General features: G+C 75.2%; 22 protein-coding genes. 10 read left to right on the top strand and 12 right to left on the bottom strand.

Annotated elements, in window-relative coordinates; all coding sequences use genetic code 11:
- Window positions 1–31: 31 nt before the first annotated feature.
- A complete protein-coding gene (locus IF45_RS0128940; protein WP_008404336.1) occupies window positions 32–643 on the bottom strand; it encodes a GNAT family N-acetyltransferase in 612 nt (203 codons plus the stop codon).
- Complete coding sequence (locus IF45_RS0128935; RefSeq protein ID WP_078842949.1) at window positions 640–2,850, bottom strand: penicillin acylase family protein; 2,211 nt, start codon at window positions 2,848–2,850, stop codon at window positions 640–642. Before IF45_RS0128935 ends, IF45_RS0128940 begins: the two co-directional genes overlap by 4 nt.
- A gap of 178 nt (window positions 2,851–3,028) precedes the next feature.
- Between IF45_RS0128935 and IF45_RS0128930 the strand changes: the two genes are divergently transcribed.
- A complete protein-coding gene (locus IF45_RS0128930; RefSeq protein ID WP_003950120.1) occupies window positions 3,029–3,751 on the top strand; it encodes a siderophore-interacting protein in 723 nt (240 codons plus the stop codon).
- An 18-nt stretch (window positions 3,752–3,769) separates the two neighbouring features.
- Here IF45_RS0128930 and IF45_RS0128925 read toward each other — a convergent pair whose 3' ends face one another.
- Window positions 3,770–4,264, bottom strand: coding sequence for an NUDIX domain-containing protein (locus IF45_RS0128925; protein WP_030310466.1), 495 nt, complete (start codon window positions 4,262–4,264; stop codon window positions 3,770–3,772).
- Between the two features lie 247 nt (window positions 4,265–4,511).
- On the opposite strand from IF45_RS0128925, the gene IF45_RS0128920 reads away from it, so the two are divergent.
- Window positions 4,512–5,402: a class I SAM-dependent methyltransferase gene (locus IF45_RS0128920; protein WP_030310464.1), complete on the top strand. Its 891-nt coding sequence runs from the start codon at window positions 4,512–4,514 to the stop codon at window positions 5,400–5,402.
- Between the two features lie 21 nt (window positions 5,403–5,423).
- On the opposite strand, the gene IF45_RS0128915 is transcribed toward IF45_RS0128920, so the two are convergent.
- Window positions 5,424–6,062 (bottom strand): pentapeptide repeat-containing protein, encoded by a 639-nt coding sequence (locus IF45_RS0128915; protein ID WP_030310462.1) that lies wholly within the window; start codon window positions 6,060–6,062, stop codon window positions 5,424–5,426.
- 68 nt (window positions 6,063–6,130) lie between these two features.
- Entirely contained in the window at window positions 6,131–7,258 is a 1,128-nt protein-coding gene (locus tag IF45_RS0128910; RefSeq protein WP_030310460.1) for a baeRF2 domain-containing protein, read from the bottom strand.
- Window positions 7,259–7,540: 282 nt separating this feature from the next.
- Here IF45_RS0128910 and afsR point away from each other — a divergent pair, with 282 nt between their 5' ends.
- The 4 genes from afsR to IF45_RS0128890 all read left to right on the top strand — a co-directional run bounded on the left by afsR (window position 7,541) and on the right by IF45_RS0128890 (window position 12,119).
- Window positions 7,541–10,564: an SARP-family global regulator AfsR gene (gene afsR / locus IF45_RS0128905; RefSeq protein WP_015507322.1), complete on the top strand. Its 3,024-nt coding sequence runs from the start codon at window positions 7,541–7,543 to the stop codon at window positions 10,562–10,564.
- A 233-nt stretch (window positions 10,565–10,797) separates the two neighbouring features.
- Window positions 10,798–10,941: a hypothetical protein gene (locus IF45_RS33490; protein WP_008415289.1), complete on the top strand. Its 144-nt coding sequence runs from the start codon at window positions 10,798–10,800 to the stop codon at window positions 10,939–10,941.
- A 222-nt stretch (window positions 10,942–11,163) separates the two neighbouring features.
- Window positions 11,164–11,538 (top strand): VOC family protein, encoded by a 375-nt coding sequence (locus IF45_RS0128895; protein ID WP_003950114.1) that lies wholly within the window; start codon window positions 11,164–11,166, stop codon window positions 11,536–11,538.
- Window positions 11,539–11,588: 50 nt separating this feature from the next.
- Window positions 11,589–12,119, top strand: coding sequence for a GNAT family N-acetyltransferase (locus IF45_RS0128890; protein ID WP_018895979.1), 531 nt, complete (start codon window positions 11,589–11,591; stop codon window positions 12,117–12,119).
- 36 nt (window positions 12,120–12,155) lie between these two features.
- Here the strand turns inward: IF45_RS0128890 and IF45_RS0128885 are convergent, their stop codons facing one another.
- Window positions 12,156–12,707 carry a hypothetical protein gene (locus IF45_RS0128885; RefSeq protein ID WP_010643224.1) on the bottom strand — a complete coding sequence of 184 codons (552 nt, stop codon included), beginning with the start codon at window positions 12,705–12,707 and terminating at the stop codon, window positions 12,156–12,158.
- Window positions 12,708–12,863: 156 nt separating this feature from the next.
- The gene (afsK, locus tag IF45_RS0128880) at window positions 12,864–15,239 is read right to left on the bottom strand and encodes a protein serine/threonine kinase AfsK (RefSeq protein WP_015507324.1); all 2,376 of its coding nucleotides are present in this window, start codon (window positions 15,237–15,239) and stop codon (window positions 12,864–12,866) included.
- Window positions 15,240–15,861: 622 nt separating this feature from the next.
- On the opposite strand from afsK, the gene IF45_RS0128875 reads away from it, so the two are divergent.
- Complete coding sequence (locus IF45_RS0128875) at window positions 15,862–16,509, top strand: TetR family transcriptional regulator (RefSeq protein ID WP_003950109.1); 648 nt, start codon at window positions 15,862–15,864, stop codon at window positions 16,507–16,509.
- 231 nt (window positions 16,510–16,740) lie between these two features.
- Complete coding sequence (locus tag IF45_RS0128870; RefSeq protein ID WP_030310458.1) at window positions 16,741–17,415, top strand: pyridoxine/pyridoxamine 5'-phosphate oxidase; 675 nt, start codon at window positions 16,741–16,743, stop codon at window positions 17,413–17,415.
- Window positions 17,416–17,521: 106 nt separating this feature from the next.
- Here the strand turns inward: IF45_RS0128870 and IF45_RS0128865 are convergent, their stop codons facing one another.
- Together IF45_RS0128865 and IF45_RS0128860 are read right to left on the bottom strand one after the other, a co-directional pair.
- Window positions 17,522–17,962: a peptidoglycan-binding domain-containing protein gene (locus tag IF45_RS0128865; protein WP_008403996.1), complete on the bottom strand. Its 441-nt coding sequence runs from the start codon at window positions 17,960–17,962 to the stop codon at window positions 17,522–17,524.
- Window positions 17,963–18,158: 196 nt separating this feature from the next.
- Window positions 18,159–19,049 (bottom strand): GNAT family N-acetyltransferase, encoded by an 891-nt coding sequence (locus IF45_RS0128860; protein ID WP_030310456.1) that lies wholly within the window; start codon window positions 19,047–19,049, stop codon window positions 18,159–18,161.
- 255 nt (window positions 19,050–19,304) lie between these two features.
- On the opposite strand from IF45_RS0128860, the gene IF45_RS0128855 reads away from it, so the two are divergent.
- Window positions 19,305–20,492 carry a flavin-containing monooxygenase gene (locus tag IF45_RS0128855; protein ID WP_030310455.1) on the top strand — a complete coding sequence of 396 codons (1,188 nt, stop codon included), beginning with the start codon at window positions 19,305–19,307 and terminating at the stop codon, window positions 20,490–20,492.
- Window positions 20,493–21,287: 795 nt separating this feature from the next.
- On the opposite strand, the gene IF45_RS0128850 is transcribed toward IF45_RS0128855, so the two are convergent.
- Window positions 21,288–22,496 (bottom strand): MFS transporter, encoded by a 1,209-nt coding sequence (locus IF45_RS0128850; protein WP_010643238.1) that lies wholly within the window; start codon window positions 22,494–22,496, stop codon window positions 21,288–21,290.
- 175 nt (window positions 22,497–22,671) lie between these two features.
- On the opposite strand from IF45_RS0128850, the gene IF45_RS0128845 reads away from it, so the two are divergent.
- Window positions 22,672–23,685 (top strand): GlxA family transcriptional regulator, encoded by a 1,014-nt coding sequence (locus IF45_RS0128845; protein ID WP_030310454.1) that lies wholly within the window; start codon window positions 22,672–22,674, stop codon window positions 23,683–23,685.
- Window positions 23,686–23,701: 16 nt separating this feature from the next.
- Here IF45_RS0128845 and IF45_RS0128840 read toward each other — a convergent pair whose 3' ends face one another.
- Both IF45_RS0128840 and IF45_RS0128835 read right to left on the bottom strand, forming a co-directional pair.
- Complete coding sequence (locus IF45_RS0128840) at window positions 23,702–24,181, bottom strand: ATP-binding protein (RefSeq protein WP_030310453.1); 480 nt, start codon at window positions 24,179–24,181, stop codon at window positions 23,702–23,704.
- 497 nt (window positions 24,182–24,678) lie between these two features.
- Window positions 24,679–25,206 (bottom strand): EF-hand domain-containing protein, encoded by a 528-nt coding sequence (locus IF45_RS0128835; RefSeq protein WP_003950101.1) that lies wholly within the window; start codon window positions 25,204–25,206, stop codon window positions 24,679–24,681.
- Window positions 25,207–25,307 lie beyond the last annotated feature (101 nt).

Raw genomic sequence — 25,307 nt, 5'->3', positions numbered from 1 at the left:
CCAGCCTCGACGCCCTCGCGATCCGGGGCTGTCAGCGGTGGGAGACGGCCTTGACGGCGGCCTCCGCGTCGGCCCGCTCCAGGAAGGCGAGCCGGGCCCGCTTCTCGGGCTTGTCGATCTCCGGGCCGAGCACGAAGCCGACCCGGCGCAGCCGCTCGATGGCCCGCTCGTTGCGCGCGTCGGGCTCGACGACGATCCGCCGGCGGCCGGGGTCGGTGAGGATGTAGTCGATCAGGGCGATGATGAGGCCGCTGCTGAAGTTGGCGACGGGCTGGCCGCCGTGGGCGGGGCCGATCAGCAGGTGGACGCCGTAGTCGCCGGGCCGGACGTCGTAGCACTCGCCGAGCGGGTCGGCCTCGGGCTCGTAGGTCTGGAAGAGGGCGGCGGGGCGGCCGCCGAGGACGGCGAGGAAGGCGTGGTGGGTGGTGAGGCCGTCCAGGAAGGTGTACGTCTCGTGGACCTCCTCGCGGGTGTAGCCGTTCATCCCCCAGAACTTGGCGCGCTCCTCGGTGACCCAGGCGTACAGCAGGTCGAGGTCGGCGTCCGGGTCGACGGGGACGAGACGGACCTCGCCGAAGCCGTCCACGTGGTGGCGGTGGACCGGGGTGCGGTCGCTGAGGTCGGGGCTGGGGATGCTGCTCATCGGGCGGGGCTCCTGTCGGACGGGGTGGGCAGGGGGACGGGGCGCAGCCGGGCGAAGTCGGTGACGACGGGGACCAGGCCGCCCTCGCGCCACAGCGGGAGCTGGTCGCGGGCGTGCGGGTCGCCCGGGACGCCCGAGGCGCCGAAGGGGACGGCCCAGAGGCTGTCGTCGCGGCGGGCGAGGTCCCAGACGTAGCGGGCGGCGGGGCCGCGGGCGAAGAGGTGGGTGATGCCGGGGAGGCTGGAGGTGGAGAGCACGCAGTCGTGGTCGCCGCCGACCGAGGGCCACTCCTCGCCGGAGGCCACCGCCTGCCAGGGCGCGAGCCGGTGCAGGGCGCCCCAGGGCTGCTCGCTGTCGTCCTGTGCGGCCGCCTCCAGCGCGGCGGCGGCCAGCGCGAGCCGCTCGTCCTCGGTGACGGGCCCGCCGGTGAGCAGCGATTCGAGGGCGTAGGCGATCCGGGCGGTGGCGAAGAGCCAGGGCCGGAAGACCGGCGGGTAGCCGTCGGCGCGGGCGGGCCCGTCGGTGCCGGTCAGCCCGGTGAGCGCGGGGTGGGCGGCGAGCAGCCGGACGACCTCGGCGCGGAAGGCGGCGTACCGGGCGGCGTCCACCGAGCCGGTCTCCATGTGCCGGTCCCAGGCGAGCAGCCGCTCCCGCAGGCGGCGGGCGGGCTCGCCGAGGGCGGCCGGGTCGAGGCGGCCGAGGAGCGCCAGCAGCGGCCGGGCGGAGGCGAGATAGGTGTCCGTGTGGACGGCGGCCATCTCCCCGGCGCGCCAGCCGGTGCGGGCGGTGAGCAGGGCACGGATGCGGTCGGCGCGGTACGGCGGGGCGAACTCGGTGCCGAGCGGTCCGGCGAGCCCGCGCTCGTTGGCCATCACGGCGATGCCGGGCTCGGCCCAGCTCGCGGCGGGCGCCTCGGGCAGCGGCTCGGGCTCGTCCTGCCAGGCGTGGTCCGCCTCCCAGGCGGGGACGGGGCCGAGCCGGTTGGCGGCCGGGCGGCGCGGGACGTACCCGGCGGCGCGGTGCAGCAGGCCGCCCTCGGTGTCGGCGGCGAGCAGGACGTTGACCGGCTCCACCCAGTGGTCGACGGCGGCGGACACGTCGGCGACGGTCCGTGCGGCGAGCAGCGCGGGCAGCGTCTCGAAGCCGAGGCGCCCGGAGACGCGCGGGTGATGACGCAGCGCCAGCGCGTTGGCGGGCTCCGCCCCGCCCTCCTCGCCGGGCAGCGGCCCGGCGTCCGGCCCGCCCACGACCACGGTCCCGCGCCCCGTCTCGACCACCTCCACGGTGACCGGCTCCCCGCCCGCGACCTGGTACGTCTCGGTGTGCGCCGCCACCCCCTCCCAGCCGCCGGGCCCGTACGCCTCGACGGCGCCGCCGGTGCGCCGCAGCCGCTCCCGGTAGAGGTCCTGGTAGTCCGCCATGGCGTTGGTGATGGCCCAGGCGACCTGCCCGGTGTGGCCGAAGTGGGCGAGGCCGGGGACGCCCGGGACGGCGAGGCCGACCACGTCGCGGCCGGGCGCCGCCAGGTGGATCTGCTGGTAGACCCCGGGGTCCTCGATGAACCGGTGCGGGTCGCCCGCCAGCAGCGCGGCGCCGCTCGCCGTACGGTCACCGGTGACCAGCCAGCCGTTGCTGCCGGCGGTGCCGGGCCCGTCGGTGGCGAAGAGCGGGACGGCGTCGGGGCCGAGGCGGCGGGTGAGTTCGCCGCGCCAGAGCTTGGCGGGGAAGCCCGCGAAGAGCAGGTGGGTGGAGAGCCACACCCCGAGCGGCGTCCACGGCTCCCAGGGGGCGGGGCTGCTGCCGGTCCGCGCGAACTCGGGGGCCCGCTCGTGCGCCCCGTCCGCCAGCGCGTCGGTGACCCCCTCGGCGTACGCGGCGACCCAGGCGGCCGTGTCGGCGTCCAGCCGCTCGTAGCACCGCCGGGCGGTGTCGGCCAGCCGCGTCCAGCGGGCGAGCCCGTCCCAGTCGGCGGCGTCGGGCCCGAGGAAGGCGGCGCTGGTGCCCAGCACCCTGTGCTGCTCGACATGGAGCTGCCAGGCCCGGTCGAGCGCGGTCACATACCCCTGGCCGTACGCCAGTTCCCGCGCCCCGCCCGCCCGCACGTGCGGGATGCCCCAGTCGTCCCGGAACAACGCGAAGCCTGGCCGCCCCCCGGCTCTGCCCGCTCTCCCGGCCCCGTCGGTTCTCTCGGCTCTCTCGGCTCTCATCCGTCCCCGCTGCTCCCCGCCCGTCACCGGGCATCGGTGTATCGATGTGCCGTCAGGTGTGTCCGCGGCCGCCCGGCGCGCCGCCCCCGGCGGCTCCCCCGAACCTTCCCCCAGCCTCCACACCCGCAAAGATTTAGGTTAGCCTAACCTAAAGTAATCATCAGGGGAGGAGACCACCGTGGGTCACGGCTGGGAGGGCGTCGTCCTCAAGTTGCTGCGTGGCAAGGACTTCACGTTCACCGTCACGGGCACCGAGGAGGTCACCCCGGAGTACCGCAGGGTGCGCTTCACCGACGGCGGGCTGCTGGCCCAGTCGGGCGTCCACCCCACGATGTGGGTCCGCGTCTGGTTCGAGCGCGACGGCAAACCGCACCAGCGCGCCTACACCCTGGTCGACCCCGACCCGGAGCAGGGCACCTTCAGCCTGGAGTTCGCCCTGCACCAGGGCACCGCCAGCGACTGGGCCCGCACCGCCGCCCCGGGCGACACCATCGACGCCACGGTCCAGGGCACCGGCTTCACCGCCCCCGACCCGGCCCCGGCCCACCTCTACGCCGTCGCCGACCCGGCCTCCCTGCCCGCCCTCAACTCCCTCCTCGACACCTTCCCGGCCACCCCGGCCACCATCTGGTTCGAGACCCCGGACGAGGCCGGGCCGGCCACGAAGGGCCTGCCCTTCCGCACCGACCCCTCCCGCCACACGGTCCACACCGTCCCCCGCGAACGCGCCGGCGCCCGCCTCACCGAGACGGTGAAATCCGCCCTCCCCGCCTTCCCCACCGACGCCTACCTCTGGATAGCCACCGACACCCACACCACCCGCACCCTGGCGGGTTGGGCCCGCAAGGAACTGGGCGCGTCCAGGGAACGGGTGAGCGCACTGGGGTACTGGCGGCCGTGACGCCCCGCCCCTGCGCCCTCAGGCGCCCCGGTCGGTCCTGGTGACCGCGGTGTCGCGCTCCGCCCCCACCCCCAGGATCAGCTCCCGGTGCGAGGCGATCAGCCCCGGCGGGAGGCGGTCCGGTGCGTACCATCCGGCGTCCAGGATCTCGCGTGGGTCCAGGCGCATCGTCCCCCCGCTGAGCCGGGCCTCGTAGGCGGCCTCGGCGCGGAGGCGGTAGCCGCTGGTGAGGCGGACCAGGGGGCCGGGGGTGACGTCGAGGCCGGTCTCCTCCTTGACCTCGCGGACTACGGTCTGCTCGAAGGTCTCGCCTCGGCGGGCGTAGCCGGTGGGCAGGCCCCAGGGGGTGTCCTTGCGCCACAGGCGGTGGTGGAGGAGGAGGACGCGGCCCTCGTCGTCGCGGACCACGCCGGTGACGCCGACCATGAAGGTGGCGTGCGCCAGCCACATCACCCGCCATTGCAGCGGGCCGCGCAGCCGGTGCCAGAGCGCGCCGATGAAACGGTTGACCATGTCCGCACCTCGTCCTTCGCACCGCCGCCGCCCGTCCCTGGCAGCGTACGAGGCCGGGGCGGCGGGCGGCGACGCGGCACGGGGGCGGCCGGGGGCAGGGGGGCGTTCGCCTGGGTGCGCGGGCCCGGTTCCGTAGACTCGGGGCCATGACTTCCGCCTGACGTTCCGCATCCCGCCCCGCCACCGGCCGCCGCGCGCTCCTCGCGCGCCCGCCGGGGCAGCCGCACGCGCACGCACCGGAGTCACCGTGACCGACCAGCACCCCCTTTTCGCCGCCCTCACCCGGCTCGCCGCCCGCCCCGCGCCCTACGCGCTCCTCACCACCCCCGAGCTGTGGACCGACCCGCACCTGGCCGGGCGGATGCTCGCCGCCCACCTCGACCCGGCGGTGGACCTCTCGACGTACCGGGCCTCCTTCGTGGCCCGCGCCCTGACCTGGCTCACCGAGACGTTCCAGGTCGGGCCGGGCGTGCGCGTCGCCGATCTCGGCTGCGGCCCCGGGCTGTACGCGACACCGCTGGCCCGGACCGGGGCGCGCGTCACCGGCATCGACCTCTCCGAGGGCTCGCTGGCGTACGCGCGGCGCGAGGCGGCGCGGGAGGGGACGCCGGTGCGGTACGTCCAGGGGGACTACCTGGAGTGGGGCGACGCGGCGGCCGAGGACGGTGAGCGGTACGACCTCGTCCTGCTCGTCATGCGGGACTACTGCGCCCTCGCCCCGCACCAGCGCGCCCGCCTCCTCGCGGCCGTACGGGAACGGCTGGCGCCGGGCGGGTCGTTCGTCCTCGACGTGGACGCGGTGGCGGCCTTCGCCGCGGTCGAGGAGGGGTGTGCCTACGCGCCCGGACTGATGGACGGCTTCTGGTCGCCGGAGCCGTACACCGGCTTCCGGCACACCTTCCGCTACGCGGAGGGCGAGGTGCCCGGCGGCGGGCCCGTCTCGCTCGACAAGTACGACATCCTCACCGCCGGCGGGCACCGGGTCTTCTGCAACTGGGTACGCCACTTCACCCCGGAGACGCTGGCCGCCGAGCTGACCGCGGCGGGGCTGACGCTCCGGGAGGCGTACGGGGACCTGGCGGGCGCCCCGTACGCGCCGGACGGGCCGCACTTCGCGGGGGTGGCGGGCCGGGGCTGACGGCGCGTCCGGCGCCGGGCCTCACGCCACCTCGAACCCCATCGCCACGGCGATCCCCACCGCCTGGGCCGGGTCGATCCGGGCGCCGGCCAGGGCGGTGCGGTCCAGGGTGCGGGCGTCGAGGGCACTGAGGTCGGAGCCGCGCAGGTCGGCGCCGGTGAGGCTGACGCCGGCGAGGAGGGCGCCGGAGAGGTCGGTGCCGGTGACCTCGGCCTCGTCCAGGCGGGCGCCGCGCAGGTCGGCCTCGCGCATCCGGACCCCGTCCAGAACCGCCTTGCGCAGGTCGGCGCGGGGGAAGGAGGTGAACGACCAGTCGCCGCCGGTCACCTTCAGCAGCCGGAAGGAGCAGGCGTCGAAGGTGGAGCCGACCGCCTTGCACTGGTCGAGGCGGGCGTCGAAGAAGGAGCAGCGGCGGAATTCGCAGTGGGTGAAGGCGGTGGCGGTGAGGTGGGAGACGTTGAAGCGGACGCCGGAGAAGGTGCAGCGGTCGAAGCGGGCGCCGCTGCCGGTGGTCTCCGTCCAGTCCGTGTCGTAGAAGTCGCAGGCGGTGTAGGTGAGGCCGGTGAGGTCGCGGCCGTACCAGTCGTCGCCGCGCAGGGTCTCGCCGGTGACGGGGGCGGGGTCCTCGGGGTGGAGGGAGGCGGGGTCGGGTGCGGGCATGAGGCCGATTGAACACCCCGGCACCGACAACGCCCGCCCCGCCCGCCCCCGGGTCGGCCGGGTCCGCCCTACCGCAGCAGCGCCCCGGTCCCGTCCGGCACCTGATGGGGCGTGAGGATCTCGGAGAACTCCGCCCCGGCCGCGACCGCCGAGCGCAGCAGCAGCGCCCCGGCCTGCCCGGCGAAGGCGGTCGGGTCGCCGTCGAGGGCGGGGGCCTGGGTGGCCAGCGCCCGCGGGTCGGTGGCGGAGGCGTACAGCTGCGGGTCGTGGTCGCGGTCGGCGGCGAGGAGGAGGGCGGTGGCACGGCCGCGTGCGAAGGCGGTGGCGGTGTCGGGGACGCCCTCGGCGGCCCGGTGGCGGGCCAGGTCGCCGCGGAACCGTTCCAGGGTGGCGCGGTGGCGGGCGGTGGTCGCGTCGTGCAGGGCGGCGTCGACGCTGCGGCGCAGTGCGGCGAGGGCCGCGGGGTCGCCGCCGCTGGGGCGCCCGCCGGTGACCAGGACCAGGTCGGGCGGGATGTCGCCGGGGGCCGAGAAGGCGGGCGAGAGCCGGTCGCGGAGCGATTCGAGGGCCTGGGGGTCGCCGGTGACCGCGACCATGCGGGCCCTGACCTCGCCGACCGCCGCCAGCACGTCCTGCGCGACCTGGCCGGCGACGTCGGCCCAGGGGCCCTCGCGGCGGCGCCGGGTGACGCCGGTGACGGGCCCGTCGGCCAGCAGCCCGGCCAGGTGCAGGGTGGTGCCGTGGAAGGTGCGGCGGGTGTCGGGCTGTTCGGCGCTGACGGGGAAGGCGTCGACGTCGGCGCCGTGCTCGTCGACGGCCACGACGACGTGCGGGAGCTGGTGGTCGAGGTCGACGACGAGGGCCAGCGCGTCGGGGATCGGCAGCAGCGCGGCCTGGTCGCGCAGCGGCGGTGCGGCGAGGGTGTGCACGCCGAGGAGCCGGCCGTCGGCGGCGAAGACCGATTCGCCCTGTGGTCCCGGCAGGTCGGGGACGCCGCCGACCGCCTTGTCCAGGACGGTCAGGGTCGCCTCGTCGCAGCCGTGTTCGGCGAGGCCGTCGCGCAGGGCCCGCCAGCGGTGCTCGATGTGGGTGGCGGAGAGGCGGTCGTCGTGGGTGGTGTCGAGGTGGACGGAGGCGACGGGCGCCCCGAGGTTCTCGGCACTCTCGTAGAGGGATACGACGGAACGCAGATCCATGACGTCCGGGGCCGGGCCCCGCCACCTCCAGCTCAGACCGGTCCAGCGCGGGCAGGATGCCCTTTTTAGCACGATCGGGGCGTTATGACGGGCGGGGTGGGCCCACCGGCCGGTCGGCGCGCGGACGGCCGGTGGGCGCGGGGCGCGTGGGCGGGCCCTGTGAGAGCTGGCTCTCACGCCTGCCGCAAGCGGAGTGGACAAGGCAGACTGTCCCCTGCGTTTCCCCGTGTGCACAGGGGCGGGACCGAAGAGGCGCGGACGATGTGGACGCAGGGGGTCGGGATGAACGGCGGAGCACCGGTACCGGAGCAGCGCTCGGTCTCCGGCGGCGTGCCGGAGCAGCCCCCGGGGCCGGACTCGGAACGGATCGCTCCGGCGGACGGCACGGGGACCGCGGACGCCTCCGGAGCCCGCAGCCCCGGTTCCGCGATGCGGTACGCGGTCCTCGGCCCCGTACGGGCCTGGCGCGGCGGCGACCGGCTCGCCCCCGGCACCCCGCAGCAGCAGGCCCTGCTCGCCGTGCTGCTGCTGCGCGAGGGCCGCACCGCCACCGCCCCCGAACTCATCGACGCCCTGTGGGGCGAGGACCCGCCCTCGCAGGCGCTCCCGGCGATCCGCACGTACGCCTCCCGGCTGCGGAAGGTCCTCGACCCGGGCGATCTCACCAGCGTCTCCGGCGGCTACGCGCTCACCGTGCCGCACGGCGCGCTGGACCTGACGGTCGCCCAGGAGCTGGCGGCCGAGGCGGAGAAGGCGGCCGGATCCGGCGACCTGTGCCAGGCCCGCGCCCTGCTCAACAAGGCGCTCGGCCTGTGGGACGGCGAGGCGCTGGCCGGCGTCCCGGGCCCGCACGGCCGCACCCAGCGCACCCGCCTGGAGGAGTGGCGGCTCAGCCTCCAGGAGAACCTGCTGGAGATGGACCTCGAACAGGGCTGCCACACCGAGGCCGTCTCGGAGCTGACGGCGCTCACCGCGGCCCACCCGCTCCGCGAGCACCTGCGCGAACTGCTGATGCTCGCCCTGTACCGCTCGGGCCGCCAGGCCGAGGCCCTCGCCGTCTACGCCGACACCCACCGCCTGCTCGCCGAGGAGCTGGGCGTCGACCCGCGCGCCGGGCTGCGGGAGCTGCAGAGCCGCATCCTCGCCGCCGACCCGGCCCTCGCCGAGCCCGAGACCGCGGCCGAGCAGCCCGCCTCGGCGCCGGTGCGCCCCGCCCAGCTCCCCGCCACCGTCCCGGACTTCACCGGCCGGGCCGCCTTCGTCGCCGAACTGGGTGACGCGCTCGGCTCGGTCGGCGGCCGGGTCATGGCGGTCTCCGCCGTCGCGGGGATCGGCGGCGTCGGCAAGACCACGCTGGCGGTGCACGTCGCGCACGCCGCCCGGGCCGCCTTCCCCGACGGCCAGCTCTACGTCGATCTCCAGGGCACCGACGGCAGCGCGGCCGAACCCGAGACGGTCCTCGGCTCGTTCCTGCGCGCCCTCGGCACCCCGGAATCGGCCGTTCCGTCCGGTCTGGACGAGCGGGCCGCCCTGTACCGCTCCACCCTCGACGGCCGCCGCGTCCTGGTCCTCCTCGACAACGCCCGCGACGCCGCCCAGATCCGCCCGCTGCTGCCCGGCGCCGGAAGCTGCGCCGCCCTCGTCACCTCCCGGGTGCGGATGGTGGACCTGGCCGGGGCGCACCTCGTCGACCTCGACGTGATGTCCCCGGAGGAGGCGCTCCAGCTCTTCACCCGGATCGTCGGCGCCGAACGCGTCGGCGCGGAGCGCGAGGCCGCCCTGGACGTCGTCGCCGCCTGCGGCTTCCTCCCCCTCGCCATCCGCATCGCCGCCTCCCGGCTCGCCTCGCGGCGCACCTGGACCGTCTCGGTGCTGGCCGCCAAGCTCGCCGACGAACGCCGCCGCCTCGACGAACTCCAGGCCGGCGACCTCGCCGTCAAGGCCACCTTCGAACTGGGCTACGGCCAGCTGGAGCCCGCACAGGCCCGCGCCTTCCGGCTGCTCGGCCTCGCCGACGGCCCCGACATCTCGCTCGACGCCGCCGCCGCCCTGCTCGACCTGGACGCCGACGCCACCGAGGACCTCCTCGAATCCCTCGTCGACACCAGCCTCCTGGAGTCCGCCGCCCCGGGCCGCTACCGCTACCACGACCTGGTCCGCCTCTACGCCCGCGCCTGCGCCGAGCGCGACGAGGGCCCCGAGCGGAGCGCCACCCTCGCCCGCCTCCTCGACTTCTACCTGGCGACCGCCGCCGGCGTGTACGCCCTGGAGCGCCCCGGCGACCAGCTCCACGCCCACCTGGCCCCCACCGAGGTGCCCGGCCTCGCCTTCACCGACCGCACGGCCGCGTGGGACTGGCTGTACCGGGAGGCGTCCTGCCTGCTGGCCTGCGTACGCCAGCACGCCGGGGGCGCCACGCTGCGGCGCGCCGTCGACCTGCTCTTCGCGGCGAAGGACCTGGCCGAGTCGGGGGCGGACGCCCGCCAGTACGAGCAGGTGGCGGCGGTGGCGCTGGCCGCCGCCGAGGAGCAGGAGGACCTGCTCGCCCAGGCCAGGGCGCGCACCACGCTCGCCCACTCCTACCGGCTGACCGGCAAGTTCGCCCAGGCCGACGAGGAGGCCGACCACGGGATGCGGCTCAGTGCCGCCGCCGGCGACCCGGTGGCGGGCGGCTACGCCTCCAACATCCGGGGCATCGTCGCGATCTACCACAACCGGCACACCGAGGCGGGCGCCTATCTGGGCCGCGCGATCGAGGAGTTCCGCGCCGACGGCAACCGCCCCAGCGAGGCCAGCGCCCTCAGCAACCTCTCCCGCGTCCTGCTCCAGAACGGCGAGCACGCCGAGGCCGTCGCGCTCGCCGAACGCGCCCTCGCCATCTACAACGAGGTCGGCCTCACCTGGCGGCTGGCCAACGGCATGTACGCCCTCGGGCTCGCCCTCGCCGCCTCCGGCCGCCACGACGAGGCGGTGGACCAGCTCAGCGGCGCGCTCCCGGTCTTCCAGGAGAACCGCCAGCCGCTCTGGGAGGGCATGACGCTCTTCCGCATGGCCGAGATCGCGCTCGACACCGGCGAGGCCGCCAAGGCCGCCACCCTCGCCGAACAGGCCCTGGTCCAGCTCCGCGGGATCGGCGGCGACTGGCGGCGCGGCAACGTCCTGACCGTCCTCGGCAAGGCCCTCTTCGCCCTCGGCCAGCAGGGCCGTGCGCGCGCCTGCTGGACGGAGGCCCTGGGCGTCTACGAGCGTCTGAGCAGGCCGGAAGCGGCGGACGTCCGCGAACTCCTGGCCCACGCGCCGCAGTGAGTGTCAGTCACCTGTTCTAGTGTGCGACCACGTTCATCGAACGTTTATCGGCCTCCGCCATGCTCCTCGTATCGATCCGTCGCGTCGGGGGGCAGGCGGATCGGCCGAGGCCGCTCCGCGCGGGCGGCCCGGGTTCTGTCCGGCGTCCTCGGGGGAGGCGCCGGACGGAGCCCTCTCCGGCCCCGGCCGGAGGCACCACCGGACCGTTCAGCCATCAGGACATGGAGTCCCGCATGAGTGATGAGAAGAAGAAGGACCCGACCGTCGTCAAGCCCCAGGACGACCACGCCACGGGTGTCAAGGAGCCGAAGCCGCTCGACGACCACGCCACGGGCGCCAAGCCGCTGGACGACCACGCCACCGGCGAAGAGGTCTGACCTTCCTCACACGTCCTCCTCCCCGCACGGGGGTGCGGGTCCGCGTCCCGGGGGGAGCCGCGGACCTACAGCGGGAGGAGGAACGGGGGGGAATCACGGGGGAATGCACGGGGGATCGGCCGCGGCGGCGCGGAGGGGGAGCCGCCGCGGCCGACGCGCGTCCGGCCACGGCCGGCCCGAAAACCGGATGCGCGGCCGGGGCCGGTACGCCACCGTGCCCCCATGACCTCACGCGTACGCCACATCACCCTCGACAGCCACGACCCCTACGCCCAGGCCCTGTTCTGGGCCCAGGTGCTCGGCGGGAACGTCTCCGACGAGGACTTCCCCGGCGACCCGGAGGCCCTGGTCCACGCCGAGGGCGCCGCCCTCCTCTTCGTCACCGTGCCCGAGGCCAAGACGCTGAAGAACCGCGTCCACCTCGACCTCCAGCCCGAGGATCGCACCCGGGACGAGGAGGTCACCCGCCTGCTGGGCCTCGGCGCCCGCCTCGTCGACGACCGGCGCCGCCCGGACGGGCGCGGCTTCGCGGTCCTCGCCGACCCCGAGGGCAACGAGTTCTGCGTGGAGCCGTCGGCCGCGGAGCGGTCCGCCTGACCCGCCCCGCCCCGCCGGACCCCCGCCCCGCCCGCCCGAAAGTGAGCCACGTGCCCGACCGCTCCCCGGCCTTCACCCCCCGCCCCCTGCGCACCGCCCGCCTCGACCTGCTCCCCCTCCACCCGGACCACGCCGCCGAACTGGCCCCCGTCCTCGCCGACCCGGCCCTCCACACCTACATCGGCGGCGAGCCGCTGGACGCCCCGGCGCTGCGGGAGCGGTACGCGCGCTGGGCGGCAGGCTCCCCGGACCCGGAGGTCGTGTGGGCCAACTGGGCCCTGCGGCTGCGCGAGGCCGGCGCCCTGGTGGGAACGGTGCAGGTGACGGCAGGACCGGGCCCGGTCGCCGAGGTGGCCTGGGTGACGGGCACGGCCTGGCAGGGCCGCGGCATCGCCACCGAGGCGGCGAAGGCCCTGGTGGCCGAGGTCCTGCGCCAGGGCGTGCCGGCCGTCGTCGCCCACGTCCACCCGGAACACGCCGCCTCCGTCGCGGTCGCCTCGGCGGCGGGGCTGCGGCCGACCACCCGCTGGCAGGACGGGGAACGGCGCTGGGAACGGACACAGGAGCCCGCCGGGGCCTGAGCGGCACCCGGCGGGCTCCTCACGTACGCCGGAGCGTCAGACCTTCACCGCCGTCACGCGGTCGACCTCGCAGTCGCGGACCTGGGCGGCCTTGCGCGGGTTGGTCATGCGGACGGTGACGGTGCGGCTCTCGCCGGGCGCCAGGCGCAGCTCGGTGGTGGGGCTGTCGAGGGTGGAGCCGGCGGCGTTCTCGAAGTGCAGGGCGAGGCGCACGCTCAGGTCGTCCGCCGTGGCGTTGGAGGTGACGCGCAGCGCCGCCGTGCTGTCCGCCTTGGCGCGCTTGGTGCGGCCGGGCCCGGCGCAGTCCACGACGGTGACGGTGACCTGGTCGGTGGTGGTGGAGGACGAGGAGCCGCCGGTGGACGAGGAGGTGTCGTCCTGGTGCGTGTCGCGGTAGCCGCCCCGGTAACCGGAGCCGCGCGAGGTGTCGTTGTCCTTCTTCGAGCTGGAACAGCCGCCGCCCGAACTCGACGACGACCGGCTCTTGCTCTTGGAGCCGCTCTTGCCGCTGCTGCTCCCGGTGGAGAAGCCGGTCAGTGCCAGCACCACCACGATCAGCACCGCCGAGAAGCGCAGGTGTCGTCGCATCCGTAGTCCCCCGTGTGTCGCCTGGCGGCGGGCCCGTACCCCGGCGCCGTACGGGAGTTCACGCTAGCGGCGCCCGCCGCCCGGCCGGCCGCCGGGGACAGGGCTGCGACGGGACCTTTACCGACCCTTGACCGAACGCGGACAAGTGCCCCCGGGTCACGGCCGCGGCGCCGTCCCCGTCCCCTTGACCGCGTCCAGCGCGTAGACACAGCGGTCCTTGCTGCACGCGTACACCACGTTGCCGTGGACGACGGGGGTGCCGGTGATCTCGCCGCCGGTGGCGAGCTTCCAGCGGAGCTGGCCGCCGGCCGCGTCGAGGGTGTAGAGGCAGTGGTCGGCGGAGCCGAAGTGGATGCGGCCGCCGGCCGCGACGGGCGAGCCGATGACCTCGCCGCCCGCCTGGAACCGCCACTTCGGGGTGCCGGTGACGGCGTCCAGGGTGTACAGCCCCTTGCCGCTGCCGACGTGCACGTGGCCGCCGGAGACCAGCACCGGTTCGGTGGCCGAGCGGGCCTCGGTGGCGATCCGCCAGCGGTCGCGGCCGTCGGTGGCGTCGAGGGCGTAGACCGTGCCGAGGTAGTCGGTGAGGTAGACGCCGCCGCCGGTGACGGCCGGGCCCGGGGCGAAGGCCGGCGGGGAGAGGAAGACGGCGGGCGACTCGAAGTGCCAGCGGACATGGCCGCCGAGCACGTCGATGGCGAGCGCGCGGGTGCCCGCCGCCACGTACACGTACCCGTCGGACGCCTGGGTGAGCCGGACCGGGACGCCGCCGCAGGAGGCCGCGTCACCGATCGGGTACGACCAGCGCTCCTGGCCGGTACGGGCCTCCAGGGCGCGCAGCCGGGCGTCCTGCCAGACGTAGACGGTGCCGTCGTGGACGACCGGGCCGGCCTCCGGGGTCTCGAAGTCGGTCTGGGCGCCGGTCAGTTCCCACAGCTTCTCGCCGTTGGCCGCCTCCCACGCCTGGACGCCGCCGCCCCGGGTGCCGGTGACGACGGTGCCCCGGTCGGCCTTGAGGGAGTACACCCAGGCGTCGGTCGGCATCCGCCACAGGTCGGAGCCGTCGGCCGCGTCCAGGGCGTAGAGGGTCGGCCCGTCGGAGGCGTGGATGCGGCCGTCGGCGACCGCCATCGACCAGGCGACGTCGCGGGTCTTGAAGCGGCGGCGGCCGGTGGCCACGTCGAGGGCGTGCACCTCGAAGGAGGTGACGTAGACGAGGTCCCCGGCGAGCGTCGGGGTGCCCCACACGTCGTTGGACATGCGGAACCGCCACGGCCGCCAGGAGGCGGGCCCGGCGTCCGGCGGCGCGGTCGGCGGCGGCACGGCCGGCACCGGCGGCGCGGCGGGCCCGCCGGGCGCACCGGCCCCCCGCGACCAGGAGGCGGCCAGGCCCCCGCCGGGCGGGGCGGCGCGGCGGGCGGCCGCCTTGCTGTCGGCGACGCGCGGGCCGGGCCCGATCGGCACGGGCAGCCCGGCGAGGCGGACCGGGCCGCCGTCGGGGGCACCGTCGCCGGGCCAGACCGGCTCGGGGGACTGCTCGTCCGGGGTGTACGCGGGCGGAGGCGGCACCGGCGGCCGGCGCGGGGGCGGCGGGGGCACGGCGGGGCGCCCGCGGTTCCCGGCGGAGACGGCGACGCGGCCGCCGCGGCGCTCCTCGATGAGGCCGACGGCGGACTCGGGCAGCCAGGCGGAGGCGGTGCCGCTGTCGTCGCTGCCGGAGCCGAAGAGGTGCGGGGCGAGCTGCGCCTGGAGGTCGGCGGGGCTGGGGCGCAGCGGCGCCTCCATCTGCATGCAGGACTCGATGAGCGGCCGCAGCTCCTCGGGCAGCCCTTCGAGGTCGGGCCCCTCGCGGAGCAGCATGAAGACCGTCTCGACCGGGTTGGCGCCGTGGTACGGGGCGTGGCCGGTGGCGGCGAAGACCAGGGTGGAGCCGAGCGAGAAGACGTCGCTGGCGCCGGTGACGCTGCGGGAGTCCTTGGCCTGCTCGGGCGACATGTAGGCGGGGGTGCCGACGGCGACGTTGGTCATGGTCAGCCGGGTGTTGGAGACGCCGGAGGCGATGCCGAAGTCGATGACGCGCGGGCCGTCCTCGACGACCAGGACGTTGGACGGCTTGAGGTCGCGGTGGACGAGCCCGGCGCCGTGGATCGACTGGAGGGCCTCGGCGATGCCGGCGGCGAGCCAGCGCACGGCGGGCGCGGGCAGCGGCCCGCACTCGTTCACTATTTCCTCCAGCGAGGGCGCCGGCACGTAGGCGGTGGCGAGCCAGGGGACGGGGGCGCGGGGGTCGGCGTCGACGACGGCGGCGGTGTAGAAGCCGGAGACGGCACGCGCGGCCTCGACCTCGCGGGTGAAGCGGACCCGGAACAGCTGGTCCTCGGCCAGCTCGGTGCGGACCGTCTTGATCGCCACCCGGCGTCCCGAGGCCGACCTGGCCAGATACACCAGGCCCATACCGCCGGCCCCGAGCCGCGACAGCACCTCGAACGGTCCGATCCGTCTCGGATCGTGCTGCGTCAGCTGCTCCACCACTACCTGCCCACCTCCCCGTACGGACCGCCCTTCAGGACGGTCCCGTGCAGCGTCTCACCCACCGCACCGCCCCCGGCGGTACGCCCCCCGATTGTTGCTGGCCGGGCGGTGCGTGGCGAACCCGGTGCGGAACCGGGATGTCTCGTCATGATCCCCTACGAACCGGTCATGCCGACCGCCCCCGGCCCCCACCGCATCCCACCATGCCCGCTACCCGGGGATGCCACCAGCGTTGGGAAGGGGGTGGCACCGAGCCGCCACCCGTCGCCAGCCCCCGCCACCTCGTCCACAGCCTGTGGACGACGAACCCCGGCCGCCGGTACGCGCCGCACGGCCCCGCGCACCACTCGTTCGGCCCAGCGGACGGCGTCCCCGAGATGCCCGCGCGGCCCCGGGAAGGTAACGCGACGGCACCGCCGCAAGGCGCGGGCAATCCCCCGGACAACAGTCCGCACGCCACCCCCGCACCCCTGCCGAATAAGCGTCCGAGCGCAATACGAGGGCCATATTCGGGAGCCGTTCGCGGGCCCCTTTACCCCCTCACGAAGGCCATTTTCCTTGGCCCGACCCCATTTGCAGTCGATCGAATCGCGCTCTGTTCGGCCGTCGGTAAGCTGACAGCATGACAGGACAAGTACGCACCGTCGACGGCCGCGTGGCCGGGCGACGCGGTCAGGCGACACGTCAGAAGTTGCTCGACTGCCTCAGCGAAATGCTCAACTCGTCGCCTTACCGGGACGTCAAAGTCATCGATGTCGCCCGCAAGGCCGGAACATCACCCGCGACCTTCTACCAGTACTTCCCCGATGTCGAAGGGGCGGTGCTGGAGATCGCCGAACAAATGGCCTCGGAAAGCAGCTCTTTGTCGGAAGTCCTGGAAGGGCGCAGCTGGGTCGGGAAGGCCGGCTGGCAGACCGCCCAGGACTTCGTCGACGACTTCCTCGACTTCTGGAAGAAAAACGACGCGATCCTCCGCGTGGTCGACCTCGGCGCGGCGGAGGGCGACAAGCGGTTCGCCAAGCTCCGCCTGAAGATCCTCAACTCCGCGACCACCCCGCTCACCGGCTCCATCAAGGAGCTGCAGGCGAAGGGCCGCGTCGACAAGGACATCAACCCGGCCGCCGTCTCCGGCGCCCTGGTCGTCATGCTCTCGGGCGTCACCTCCCAGCTCAAGGGCTTCCAGACCTGGGGTGTCAAACAGGCCGACCTCCGCCCCACCCTGGCCCAGCTGGTCCACCTCGGCGTCACCGGCAAGAAGCCCACGAAGTAACCCCGCCCCACCCCAGCGGAAACGGTCCTCCGCGCCACCCCGGCGCCCCACCGCCCTGCCCCGCCCCCCGTCCTGTCTGCACACGGCGTCCCGCCCACCCGGGCGGGACGCCGTCGTGGCATGCCCCCCCCTGCCGGCCCGGCCGGCGCCTGAGGCCACCCACCCCGCCCCGAGGCCGAACCACCGGAACGCTCGCACCCCGGGCGAAGGCGCATGGGCGACCATGCCCCCATGAGCACCCCGGCAGAAACCCTGGAAGCCCTGCTGCGCCGACAGCACCCCGAGCAGACCGACCCCCCGCCCTTCGACCCCGCGGGCACCCCGGCGGAGCCCCTCCCCCTGTTCGTCACCTGGTTCGCGGAGGCGACCGAGGCGGGCCAGCCGGAACCCCACACCCTCTCCCTGGCCACGGTGGACCCCGAGAACTCCCCGGACGTCAGAACGGTCACCCTGCGCGGTGCGGACGCACGGGGCTGGCGCGTCGCCACCCGCTCCGACAGCCGCAAGGGCCACCACCTGGCGGCCACCCCGAAGGCCGCCCTGGGCTTCTACTGGCCCGCCCGCGCCCGCCAGATCCGCATCCGGGGCCCGGTCGTCCCCGCCTCCCCCGAGGAGTCCCGCGCCGACCTGCACGCCCGCTCCACCGGCGCCCTGGCGGCGGCCCTGACCGGCCACCAGAGCACCCCCCTCGCCTCCCTCGACGAATTGGCCGACGCCTCCCGCGCGGCCTGGCGCACCGCCGAGGCGGACCCGGAACGCGACGTACCGCAGTGGACCGTCTACATCGTGGCCGCCACCGAGGTCGAGTTCTGGCAGAGCGACCCCGCCCGCCGCCACCTCCGCCTGGCCTACCGCCGCCCGTCCCCGGACACGGACACCTGGACCAAGCACCTCCTGTGGCCGTGAGACGGCCCCCGGCACGCGCGTACGCACCGGAGGCGGCCGGGCGAGGCCGGTCCTCCGGTGTGTACGCGCGTGTGGGTGTGCGTGGGCGCGGAGCGCGCGAGGTGGGTCAGATCCGGTCGGCGAGGCGCTTGAAGGCGGCCTTGGTGCCGGAACCGGCGATGCCGTCGATGGCACCGGTGTAGCCGTAACGGGCCTTCAGCAGCCGCTGGAGCGCCTTCACTGTCTCCTTGCCGACGATCCCGTCGATCTTCCCCTTGTAGCCGTTGTACTTCTTCAGCGGCCGCTGGATGCCCTTCCAGCTCTCGGTGCCGAGCAGACCGTCGATGGCGCCCTTGTAGCCCCAGTTGGCCTTGATGTCGCGCTGGACCTTCTTGGCCTGGGCGGAGCTGAGGCCGAGGTTGTTGACGGCGCGCGGGGCGACGGCCGCGGCGCTCACCGCGGGCTGCGCCGTCGGCGCGGCGGCGGCCGTCCCGGCCACGCCGAGGGTGCCGGCCGCGATCCCGACGGCGGTGGTGACACTGACGAGCGTCCTGGTCAGGGCACGCATGTGATTCCCCTTCACTGGGCGGAGAGCCGGCCCGGCGGCCCGCTCTCCGCCCAGACTGGGGCCGCCACCCCGCCGTCGGCCACGCCCACCGCACCGATGCGGAACGGACGGGACGCCCCCCACCCTGACCTGCTGGGACACAGCGTCCCGAGGGAGACGGTGGGACGCTTCCAAGAGGCGGCGGCCTCCCCTCCTCTCAGGCGTACTCCTCGAAGGCGTACTCCTCGAACTCGGCGAGCGGCTCGTAACCCAGCCTGCGGTACAGGCCGTTGCTGGTCGGGTTGGCGAGGTCGGTGAAGAGCACGGCCTGCTCGCCTCCGGCCGTGACGCGGGCGCTGAGGTCGGCGGTGACGGCGCCCGCGTAGCCGCGCCCCCGCAGGGCGGGCGGGGTGTACACGGTGGTCACGCGGACCGAGCCCGCGACGGGCAGCGTGGCCACGGCCATGGCGACGGGCCGCCCGCCGTCCTCCCAGAGCCGGATGCCGCCCCGGGCGAGCCCCGCGTCGACCCAGGCACCCGCACCGAGCCCGACCGTCGCCCCCACGTCGGCCGCGAACCCGTCGTGCCACCGCTCCAGCGTCGCCCGGTCCCCCTCACCCGCACTCCGGGCCCGCCCCGTCGGCAACGCGGGCCGGCGCAGAGTGCCCAGCCGGTAGAGCCGCTTGCGGAAGGTGCGCCGGGTCGCCTGCCCGGTCGTCCGCGCCCACTCCCCCGCGAAGGCACGAGCCTGTTCCACCGGGGCCCCGACCCCGCCGGGCGCGGGCCCCTCTCCCCCGGCCAGCACCCTGGCCAGCCCCCGCGCGGCCACCTCGTCCCCTCCGACCACCATCGGCACGAATGGCGGCGTCCACAGCAGCGCGGCGGACACCTCCCCCGCCTCCGCACACCACCCGAACCGCGGCGGCTCGTCCCCGTACAGGTCGAGCCCCCGCCGCTCCAGCGCGTCAGAGACCGTCAACGCCACGGTGTGCAGCGCCGGCCGGGACCGCAGGTACGCCCCGGCGACCGCCAGGAACTCCTCCAACGACCCGGACAGCCGCCAGCCACCCTCCTCCTCCGCCCCGTCCGGACCTCCGCCGCTCCCCATGCCCGCTCCTCGTCGTCTCCGGCGGACCGGCGCCGCGCCGCCCCACAGGTTCCGGCATCCTCACAGCGCCCCCGGCCACCCGCCACCGAATTCACCGGCGCGCCACGGGCGACACCCACCCGCTCATACCAACTGCCCACCACCACCGACGATTTCCGGATACGTCCCGCCACATCGGCGACCGTGACCCATTCGCAACGGATTTCGGCCGTCCCCGCCGGTTTCCGTCCGCCGGGATCACTACGCTCGACGCTCATGACCGAAGCACAGCCCCTCACTCTCCCCACCCCTTCCCCCACCCCCGCGCACACCGTGCATCCCGTGTACGTGATCGGCGGCGGACCCGGCGGTCTGGCGGTCGCCGCCGCGCTGCGCGGGCGCGGGGTGCGCGCGGTGGTCCTGGAGAAGGCGGACGCCATCGGCGCGGCCTGGCGCGGCCACTACGAGCGGCTGCGGCTGACCACCACCCGGCGCCACTCGGCCCTGCCGGGCGTCCCCATGCCCCGCTCCTTCGGCCGCTGGACCTCCCGCGCCGACCTGGTCCGCTACCTCGACAAGTACGCGGAGTTCCACGAACTGGAGATCGTCACCGGCGTCGAGGTCGCCCGGATCTCCCCGGCCGAGGGGGACCTGTGGCGGCTGGAGGCGTCCGGCGGCCGGGTGCTCACCGGGAGCGCCGTGGTCGTCGCCACCGGGTGGAACCACACCCCGTACCTGCCGGAGTGGCCGGGCCGCGAGACGTGGACGGGAACGTTCCTGCACGCCTCCCGCTACCGCGACGCCCGCCCCTACGAGGGCCAGGACGTCCTGGTCGTCGGCGCCGGAGCCACCGGCTGCGACCTCGCCGTCGATCTCGCCGAAGGGGGCGCGGCCCGGGTCCGCCTGGCCGTCCGCACTCCCCCGCACCTGCTGCGCCGCTCCACCCTCGGCTGGCCCGCCCAGCGCTCCGCACGCCTGGCCCGGCGCCTGCCGGCCGGGCTCGCCGACGCCCTGCTCCGGCTCCACCGGATCGGCGTGCCCGATCTGTCCGCGCACGGGCTGCCGCGTCCCTCCGACGGCCCCTACAGCCGGGCCCGCGCCGGGCGCCCGCCCGTCCACACCACGGAGCTCGCCGCCCTCGTGGCCGCCGGCTCGGTCGAACCGGTCGCCGCCGTCGAGTCCTTCGACGGGGCCGACGTCGTCCTCGCCGACGGCAGCCGCGTCACCCCGGACACGGTCATCGCCGCCACCGGGTACCGGCGCGGCCTCGAAGAACTCCTCGACGGCCTCGACCTCCTCACCCCCGACGGCACCCCCCGCGCCTGCGCCCCCGGCCTCTACTTCACCGGCTTCGCCGACCCGGCCGACGGCACCCTCCGCCACCTCTCCCGCACCGCCACCCGCACCGCAAAGGCCCTCCCCCGCGACCGCTCCCGCCGCCTCCGCTCCCGCCCCAGCAACTAGCCTCCCCCTCCCGCGCCCCGACAGGGACGCCCCCTCTCGGTCGGCCCCTGACTTGGCCGCACCACCCACTGGCCTCAAACGCCGGCCAGGCTGTTGTGTGCCGGGCTCCGTCTCGACCGTGCCGGTCACCGATTGGCCTCAAACGCCGGCCGGGCTGTCAGGTTCGCGGTTCCTCCGGCACGTGGGTGGGGCGGGGCCGCGCCGGGGTACCTCCTCACAAACTGCAGGGTGCGGGGTCAATTGGAGCAAGACGGCCTAGCGTGCAGTTTGCTGCGGGGGCACCCCGACACGACCCCACCCCACGGTCTCGTACGCGGCCAACCGCCGGAGAGTGGATAAGGCCGTCACCGATAACGGGCCTCTCCACAACCACCACCGTCATCACATTCGCTCGTCACAAAGATCAATCGGGGACGGCCTTGTTCCCCACCCACCGGCGGGACGACGCCGACGAAACGGAAGGGCGGGGACGGGTCGGGGTGCCCCCGCAGCAAACTGCACACACGGCCGCCTTAAAGCGACTGACCCCGCACCATGCAGTTTGTGAGGAGGTACCCCGACCCGGCCCCGCCCGACCCACACGGCGAACGCACCGCGAACCCAACAGCCCGGCCGGCGATTGAGGCCAATCGGTGACCCGCAGGGTCAGAGGCGGGCAGGCAGAGCCGAAGCCCAGCCACAGCGCAACCGAACCAAGCCGGGCCGGCGCTTGAGGCCACCCCACCCCGCGACCGGCACGGCCAAACCGCCGCCCGGCCAAAGGACAGCCCAACCGGGCCGAAGCCCAACCAAGGGCTACCGGCCCCGCCCCACCCGGATCATCAAGGCCAGCAGAGCCGCCACCGCACACAACCCCCCGGAGGCATACCAGACCACGTCGTACGACCCGAACACATCCCGGGCCACACCCCCGGCGAAAGCAACAACCGCAGCCCCCACCTGGTGAGAGGCAAGAACCCAGCCGAAGACGATGGCACTGTCCTCCCCGAACCGCTCCCGGCAGAGCGCCATGGTCGGCGGCACGGTAGCCACCCAGTCGAGCCCGTAGAAGACGATGAAGAACACCATCGGCGGCCGCACATCAGGAGCGAGCAGCATCGGCAGGAAGAGGAGGGAGACGCCGCGCAGCGCGTAGTAGACGGCGAGCAGCCGACGGGAGTCGAACCGATCGGTGAACCACCCGGAGGCCACGGTGCCGACCACGTCGAACACCCCGATCACGGCGAGCAGCGAGGCAGCAGCCGTGACCGGCATCCCGTGATCGTGGGCGGCGGGCACGAAGTGCGTCTTCACCAGCCCGTTGGTGGAGGCCCCGCAGATCGCGAAGGTCCCGGCGAGCAGCCAGAAGGTCCCGCTCCGCGAGGCCCGCCCCAGCACGACGACCGCCCGCCGAGCGGCCCCGCCGACAGGCGCCGGCTTGGGCACGAACTCCCGCGCCCCGTACGGCGCGAGCCCCACATCGGCCGGATGATCGCGGAGCAGCAGCCACACCAGCGGCACCACGGCGAGCGCGGAGACCGCGATGGTGACGGAGGCGGGCCGCCAGCCGTGCGCGGTCACCAGCCAGCCGAGGAACGGCAGGAAGACCAGTTGCCCGGAGGCGGCAGCCGCCGTGAGCACACCGCTGACCAGCCCGCGCCGCGCACGGAACCACCGGTCGGTGACGGTGGCGGCGAAGGCCAGCGCCATCGACCCGCTGCCGAGCCCGACCAGCACGCCCCAGAGCAGCACGAGTTGCCAGGCGGCGGTCATGAAGACGGTGAGCCCGGCCCCGGCGGCGATCACGGCGAGGGCGGCCGCGACGACCCGCCGGATGCCGAACCGGTCCATCAGCGCGGCCGCGAACGGTGCGGTCAGCCCGTACAGCGCGAGGTTGACGGAGACGGCGAAGCCGATCGTCCCGCGCGACCAGCCGAACTCCTCGTTCAGCGGGTCGACGAGGAGGCCGGGCAGGGAGGCGAAGGAGGCGGCACCGACGATCGTCAGGAAGGTGGTGGCCGCCACCCACCAGGCCCGGTGGACACGGCGGCGCGGCGGACGCGGCCCCGGTGGGGCGGCCGGAACACCGGCAGCCGGTACGGGGGTCCGGGGATGCGGATCAGCTCTCACCGAGCCAGCATCGGCCCGCCCCCGGACACCTTCGAGTGGCCGGGAGGACAGCCTTCGCTACGATCGGGCCATGGAGCCCGCCACCCCCGCCCCGCCGGCGCCGCACCGCGTCGTGGTCCTCGCCCTGGACGGCGTCCTCACCTTCGAACTGGGCATCCCGCAGCGCATCTTCGCCCTGCCTCGCGACGCCTCGGGCCGCCCCCTGTACGAGGTGGTGACCTGCTCGGTCCGCGAGCCGGGCCCGGTCCGCACCGACGCCGACTACGCGGTGCTGGTGGAGCACGGCCCCGAGGCGCTGGCCACCGCCGACACCGTGCTGATCCCGGCCACCCACGAACTCGGCCCGCTCCTGGAGGAGGGCGTCCTCGCGCCCGAACTGGCCGCCGCCCTGGCCCTGGTACGCCCCGGGGCCCGCCTGGTCTCGATCTGCACCGGCGCCTTCGTGCTGGCGGCGGCGGGGCTGCTGGACGGGCGGCCGGCCACCACGCACTGGGGGTACACCGCGCTCTTCCGGCGCCTCTTCCCCGCCGTACGGCTCGACCCGGACGTGCTCTTCGTCGACGACGGGGCGGTCCTGACCTCGGCCGGCGTCGTCGCCGGCCTCGACCTCTGCCTGCACCTGGTCCGCCGCGACCACGGCGCGGCCGTCGCCAACGACGTGGCGCGCCGCACCGTCCTGCCGCCCCACCGCGACGGCGGCCAGGCCCAGTACGTCCGCAGCCCGGTCCCCGAGCCGCGGGCGTCGACGACGGCGGCCGCCCGCCGGTGGGCGCTCTCCCGGCTGCACGAGACGATCGGTCTGCGCGAGCTGGCGGCCCGCGAGTCGATGTCGGTGCGGACCTTCACCCGGCGGTTCCGCGACGAGGTGGGGCTCAGCCCGGGCCAGTGGCTGGTCCAGCAGCGCGTGGAACGGGCCCGTGCGCTGCTGGAGACCAGCGACCTGCCGGTGGACCGGATCGCCCGCGACTCCGGCTTCGGCACGGCCCAGTCGCTGCGCCAGCACCTGCAGGCGGCGATCGGCGTCACCCCGACCGCGTACCGCCGTACCTTCCGCGCGGTCGGGGACGGGCCGGGCCGGGGCTGAGCCCGGCCCCGGCGGGTCAGAACCCCTGCGGCAGCGCGTACCCGTGAGCCTCCGGCGCGGCGTCCACCTCGAAGTCGGGGGCCGGGGCGGCCCCGTGCGGGTCGATCTCGCACCAGATGCGCTTGCCCTCGCCCTCGGGCTGCCAGCCCCAGCGGTCGGCGAGCCCGTCGACCAGTTCCAGGCCGCGGCCGTTGGTCTCCTCGCGGTCCGCGTGGCGCTGGAGCGGCGGGTGGTCGCTGGCGTCGGCGACCTCGACCCGGACCGTGCCGGGCGGGCAGCCGGGCGCGGCGGGCAGCTGTATCCGCAGCACGGCCGGCGAGCCGGTGTGCACCACCGCGTTGGTGACCAGCTCGGACACGATGAGGATCAGGGTGTCGGCGAGCGCGTCGTCGACCCCCGTACCGGGACCCGTGAGCCGGGAACGGGCCCATCTGCGGGCCCGCCCGACCTCCGCGGGATCGGCCCCGACCTCCAGCTGTACCTGAAGCACCTGCACCGCTCACACCATCCGAACCGGCGGACACATCGCCTCGCGCCTCCACAGGGTCACGGAACGTGATCCCCTGGAGAGACAGCATGGTTGACGTACAGTCACCCCAACAAGCGCTTCGGGCATATTCCAGCGCGAAGGAGTACGCGTGCTGCATACTGTGCGACGCGTGCCGAGGGGAGTCGAACACGAGGCTCCCCCGCCTCGCCCTGCCCGGCGACCGGCGTACGTGCCGGGCCGCGCGGCCGCCGCGTGGGCGCCACCGTGCCGCGCCGGACGACGCCTTGGCGCTCGCATCTGCCCCAAGGTACCCGAGCGACCGGGTGACTCCGCGCCGTGACGGGTGCGCGCGAGGCCACCACCCGGTGTCCACGGACCGTGACCGTGTGCGCCCCCGGCGCACGCCGTCGGTACGTGTCCGTCGCAGAGGCACCGCCGACCCTCCCGACGCCCCTGCCGCACGCCGCGCACGCCGCCGTTCCCGCTGTCCCCCCGGACCGCCCTCACAGGTCCCGGGCGTCGGGGTCGGCGGTGGTGAAGTAGGCGGCGACGGCCTTGAGCAGGCGGTCCTCGCCGATGCGGCCCTCGTCGCCGTCGAGCGTCTCCACGGCGGCGGTGGCGGTGTCGGGCTCGATGCCCAGCGCGGTGAGCATGCGCACGGTCTGCGTCCGCCCGGCGGCGCGGTCCTCGCCGCCGTCGGCGACGGCCACGGCGGCCCGCACGAAGGGACGGGCGATCTCCGCGAACCGCTCGGGGCTGTCCCGCAGCCGCTTGACCGCGCTGTGCGCGAACTCGGAGCGGGTGATGCGCTGGTCGCCGTCGCGGTCCGCGATGCCGGCGAGCCCCTGCCAGAGGGCCTCGGCGCCGTAGTAGAGGGCCTGGCCCTTCTCGGAGCGGGCGGTGGCGCCGAACTCGGCGAGCAGGGCCGCGGCGGCGGCGCTGAAGTCCTCGCGCGAGATGTGGCCGTTGCCGTCCTGGTCGAACACGGTGAACCTGGCGGCGATGGTGCGCTGGTACTGGGCACTGTCCATGGGCTGGGGGACCGCCTCTCGATCGGTCTGGGCTGCGGCTCCTGACGTGGCCCGCGCACCGGGGTGCGGAACACCGGCCACCGCCTGGGAGATTACGTCGC

It is taken from the genome of Streptomyces albidoflavus, assembly GCF_000719955.1.
Classification (GTDB): Bacteria; Actinomycetota; Actinomycetes; order Streptomycetales; family Streptomycetaceae; genus Streptomyces; species Streptomyces albidoflavus.
Note: the sequence above shows the minus strand (reverse complement) of the source record. Positions and strands in the feature narration are given on the sequence as shown.